Consider the following 5,079-nt stretch of genomic DNA (forward strand, 5'->3'; position numbering starts at 1 on the left):
CGATCTTCAAGGCCGCCGAGGTCACGTCCTTCGTGCTGGACAGGGCCGTCCAGATCCACGGCGGGTCCGGCTATATGCGCGATACCGAAGTGAACAGGCTCTACCGCACCGGGCGTGTGCTTGAGGTGGGCGCGGGCACCCAGGAAGTGCGCAAACTGATCATCTCTGGCGAACTACTGAAAAACTGAGGGCATCGGAAAAGCACCCTTACAGGCCAGCGCGGTGTTGCATATCTCATGGCGTGCCAGATCGCCCTGGCCCGCAGGTCGGGCGATGCGAAGCTCTGATATAATTTTCAGACCGAAAGCCGCTTCTTGGCCATTCGAGTAGAGAGACTTGGAATGAGAACCGTCAAAGGCATCATTTTCGCGGCGCGATCATGCTTTGAGCGATTCGGCGGTACGGTCGGAGTGGTATCAGCCACCCCGACCCTGCCGAGATGATGGCCAATCACACGGTTCAGCGGTCTGCCCCCAAGGCCGACAAGCGCGGGCAACGGCGGCGCTGTCAGTCAGAACGTTGGCGTGTTGGTGCGACCCATATCAAGGTCCACGTCAAAGGGGTTTATTTGTTTAGGGGCGCAAACAACGTTGGAAACACAATCGGACATCGCCTGTCCCCGCCGCGCAATATACGAACAACAGAACGGTTTTTCGCCGCCGCCCCCAGAAGCCTGAAATTCAGGGAAAACCCCCGCGTTATCAATATGGCCAAGGCCCCAAATTACGCTTTCTGTCTGAGCGGCCCGGGGATAGACAGCAGATGCCCGAAAGAGGGTAAGCACCGCCAGATCAAATATATGCACAACATCGTCAAAGCCGATCACGGCAGGCCCATAAAGATGATAGAGTTGGTGTGTCGGTGCAAAACCCAGGTTCAAAACAATGAAATCCACTTGCGCTACACCCCCGGGATTCGCCGTGATGCGGGCCCTTCGCAAAGACCATTCAAGGGTAGTCGATCTGGGCCTTTGCACTCAAACAACAGCAGTGCTCATGCCCAAAGACCACCTGACTGAATGAGAAAACTGGCCGAACACCCGGTTTGTGTTCTATAGCCACGTTTGCAACAGAGCCGTGTCGCGGCCGACCGAAACAACCCAAGGAACCCTCGCTTTGCTCGACCAGATCGCGCTGCGCGCCGAACTCGCCAACCACTACGATCTCGCGCCATCCATAGAGACCGCCGAAGCCAACGCGCATCTCTATGCCAACATGAGCCGGGTCGTGTCGCCGCCGGACTGGGCGATCTTTGCGCCCTATGTCGCGGCGATCAACGCGCTGAAGAAAAAGCGCAACGCGGTTATTCTGGCGCATAATTACATGACGCCCGAGATTTACCACGGCATTGCGGACGTTGTGGGCGATAGCCTGCAACTGGCGATCGAGGCGACCAAGGTCGAGGCGGATGTCATCGTGCAATGCGGCGTGCATTTTATGGCCGAAACCTCAAAGATCCTGAACCCTTCCAAGACGGTGCTGATCCCCGACATGGAGGCCGGCTGTTCGCTTGCCGAAAGCATCACACCCGCAGGTATCGCGCAAATGCGGGCCAAATATCCCGGCGCGCCGGTTGTCACCTACGTGAACACCACGGCCGAGGTAAAAGCCGCGTCGGATATCTGCTGCACATCGTCAAACGCGGCGCAGATCGTTCGCGGGCTGGACAGCGATACGGTGATCATGACGCCGGACAAATATTTGGCACAGAACATCGCCAACCTGGTGCCGGAAAAGCGGATCGTCTGGTGGGACGGGTCTTGCATCGTGCATGAGCAATACACCGCGCAGGATCTGAAGGACTTCCGCGAATGGAACCCCGACACGCGAATCATCGCCCATCCCGAATGTCCACCGGACGTGGTGGCCGAGGCCGATTTTTCGGGCTCGACCAGTGGCATCATTGACTATGTGACGCAGAAACGGCCGGAAAAAGCGATGCTGGTGACCGAATGCTCGATGGCTTCGAACATCGCGGACGCGCTGCCGGATGTCGATTTCGTCGGCCCCTGCAACATGTGCCCCTACATGAAAAAGATCACGCTGGAAAAGGTGCTGTGGTCGCTGCACACAATGGACGGCGCGGTCGAGGTCGATCCGCTGATCGCCGATCAGGCGCGCGGCGCCGTTCAGCGGATGATCGATCTTTCCGCCCAGCTGGCTGACTGAGGCGATGACTCCGATAGACACGTCCCGCGTCATCATCATCGGTGCGGGGCTGGCAGCGCAATATGCCGCGCTGAAACTGGCCCCGCGTCCGGTGTTGATGATATCCCCCGAGGCACTGGGCGAAGGGGCATCCTCGGTCTGGGCGCAGGGCGGCGTGGCGGCGGCGATGGATCCAGCTGACAGTGCCGATGCCCATGCGCGCGACACGGTGGTGGCCGGCGCGGGCACGGTGAATCCGCACGTCGCGCAATCGGTCACGGCCGAGGCGCGCGAGCATATTCTTGACCTGACCGGCTTGGGCACACCGTTCGACCGGACCATCGACGGGACATATGTGATGTCGCGCGAGGCCGCACATAGCTTTGCCCGCGTTGTCCGCGTGCGCGGCGATCAGGCCGGCGCCGAGATCATGCGCGCCCTGACCCAACAGGTACGCAAAGCCGATCATATCCAGGTTCTCGAAGGCGTGATGGCCACGCGGCTGGACGTGTCGGACGGCAGGGTGACGGGCGTCGCCGTCGCCCGGTGCGCTGAGGGGCAGAGTGAAAGCGTCATATTGCGCGGCGCTGCGGTGCTGTTGGCAGGCGGGGGCTCGGGCGGGTTATTTGCCCTGACGACCAACCCGCCGCGTATTCGCGGCCAGGTCATTGGCATGGCCGCCCGCGCGGGCGCGCAAATCGCAGATGCCGAATTTGTCCAGTTCCATCCGACCGCCATCGCCTGCGGCATCGACCCTGCCCCGCTGGCGACCGAAGCGCTTCGCGGCGAAGGCGCGGTGCTGATCAACCGGCACGACGAACGGTTCATGGTGGCCGCGCATCCGGATGCCGAACTTGCCCCGCGCGACATCGTGGCCCGCGCCGTTTATGCACAGACCAAGGCCGGGCTGGCCCCGGCGCTCGACACCCGCGCGGCGCTTGGGGCAAAGATCCTGACCGATTTCCCAGCCGTGGCCGATGCGTGCCGCCGGGCGGGTCTTGATCCGGTGACGCACCCCATCCCCGTTGCCGCCGCCGCGCATTATCATATGGGCGGCGTGGCGACGGATGCGGCCGGGCAAAGCTCGCTCGCGGGGCTTTGGGCCTGCGGCGAAGTTGCATCGACAGGGCTGCATGGCGCGAACCGGCTGGCGTCGAACGGATTGCTAGAGGCGCTTGTCTATGGGCGCCGCTGCGCGCTTTCCATCGACAAGGCGCTGCCCCCACCAGTCCAGACCCGGCCAGTGACCCTGCCCGAACTTCCTTTGGCCGATGGCCCCGACCCGGCTCTGGTTACGCAGCTGCGGCATGCCATGACCGACGGCGCAGGCGTAATCCGAAATGCCGATGGTCTGAGCGAAACGCTGGCGCAGATTGCCCGGATCGAAGCCGCTCAGCCGGAATGCGAAACCTTGCTCAACATGACGGCCGCGGCGACCCTGATCGCCGCCGCCGCCCTGAAACGCCGCGAAAGCCGAGGCGCGCATTTCCGGTCAGACTTCCCCGATCGCGCAGGCGACATCGGCAAACGGTCGCTTATGACCCTCACCGACGCCTTGGCCATTCGCAACACAGCCCCCCCGAAAGGAACCAGCATGACCCAGAGCCGTCTGCCCGACCTGATCCTTGAACCGCTGGTTCGCGCCGCACTGATGGAAGATTTGGGCACCTATGGCGATATCACCACGCGCACTGTCATCCCTGCTGGCACCACCTATGCCGCCCGGTTGAACGCGCGCGAGTCCGGGGTTATTTCGGGTCTTCAGATCGCCGAAATGGCCTTCCGGCTGGTCGATCCAACGCTTGGGATCACTGCGCAAAAGGCCGATGGCGATGCGATTGCGCCGGGCGATCTGCTGATGGAGATCGTGGGCGATGCGGCATCGATCCTGTCGGCTGAACGGGTGGCCCTGAACTTTGCCGGGCGGATGTCGGGGATTGCGACGCTGACGGCTGCATTCGTGGCCGAAACCAAGGACACAAACACCCGTATCACCTGCACCCGCAAGACCACGCCGGGGCTGCGGCTGATCGAAAAACAAGCCGTGCTGCATGGCGGCGGGTTCAACCATCGCTTCAGCCTGTCGGATGCGATCCTGATCAAGGACAACCACATCGCTGCCGCCGGGGGCATCCGGCCCGTGCTGCAGGCGGTCAAAGCGCAGGCGTCACACATGACGCGCTGCGAGATCGAGGTCGACCGGTTGGATCAGCTGGCCGAGGTTTTGGACGAAGGCGGCGCCGATGTCGTTCTGCTGGACAACATGGACACGCAAACCTTGGTAAAGGCCGTGGAAATGGCCGCCGGACACGTTGTTCTCGAAGCTTCGGGAAATATGCGGCTGGAGCGTATCGCAGAGGTGGCGGCCACGGGGGTGGATTACATTTCGTCCGGTGCACTGACCCATTCGGCGCAGACACTCGACCTCGGGCTGGACTTCTGAAACGGATAATTGCCAGCGGGTGCCAGTCACCGCAGTTTAACTGCGTCGAATTTGCACTCACCCTCCCCTAACGTAATTTGCAGAGTAGGCGGTTTTCCTGGGTCACGTTCGCCACGACCTGCTTCAGCGCGGTTGAGGCTGATCGTCCTGAGATGGCGGCGTCGGACGTGATGTCGATCCAGGAGGCGCGGCGGCAGACGAGCTGATGCGCCGCTTGCGCGGGGGGGCTGTGTTTCCGGCGATCTGAATGGCGCGGGAAGTGAACTGCCTGGGATCTGAATTGGGGTGTCTTGCGCGGGGCGCATCGCTGGGCCGGGGCGCAGGTCGTGATGCGGTCTGGCCCCGGCGCACACCAATGCGCCGGGGCCGGATCTTATGCGGTTACAGCCGGAAAATCCCGTAGTGCGGATCGTCGATCGGCGCGTTCAGCGAGGCGGAAATCGACATCCCAAGCGCGTTGCGCGTATCGGCCGGGTCCAGAATACCATC

General features: G+C 62.2%; 4 protein-coding genes and 1 pseudogene. All 5 read left to right on the forward strand.

The features are described from left to right. On the forward strand, positions 1-188 hold a 188-nt coding region (locus ACP2AV_RS15520), incomplete at its 5' end, for an acyl-CoA dehydrogenase family protein (RefSeq protein WP_426372637.1). Between the two features lie 254 nt (positions 189-442). Then, positions 443-1,018: a DDE-type integrase/transposase/recombinase gene (locus ACP2AV_RS15525; RefSeq protein ID WP_426373677.1), complete on the forward strand. Its 576-nt coding sequence runs from the start codon at positions 443-445 to the stop codon at positions 1,016-1,018. A gap of 97 nt (positions 1,019-1,115) precedes the next feature. Next, entirely contained in the window at positions 1,116-2,168 is a 1,053-nt protein-coding gene (gene nadA, locus ACP2AV_RS15530; protein WP_426373678.1) for a quinolinate synthase NadA, read from the forward strand. 4 nt (positions 2,169-2,172) lie between these two features. Further along, positions 2,173-3,723: pseudogene (locus ACP2AV_RS15535) on the forward strand (L-aspartate oxidase); the annotation flags it as partial. 18 nt (positions 3,724-3,741) lie between these two features. Further along, a complete protein-coding gene (gene nadC, locus ACP2AV_RS15540) occupies positions 3,742-4,590 on the forward strand; it encodes a carboxylating nicotinate-nucleotide diphosphorylase (protein WP_426373679.1) in 849 nt (282 codons plus the stop codon). The last annotated feature ends 489 nt before the right edge of the window (positions 4,591-5,079 follow it).

The organism is Aliiroseovarius sp. PTFE2010 (assembly GCF_049943335.1).
Classification (GTDB): Bacteria; Pseudomonadota; Alphaproteobacteria; order Rhodobacterales; family Rhodobacteraceae; genus JBNFVY01.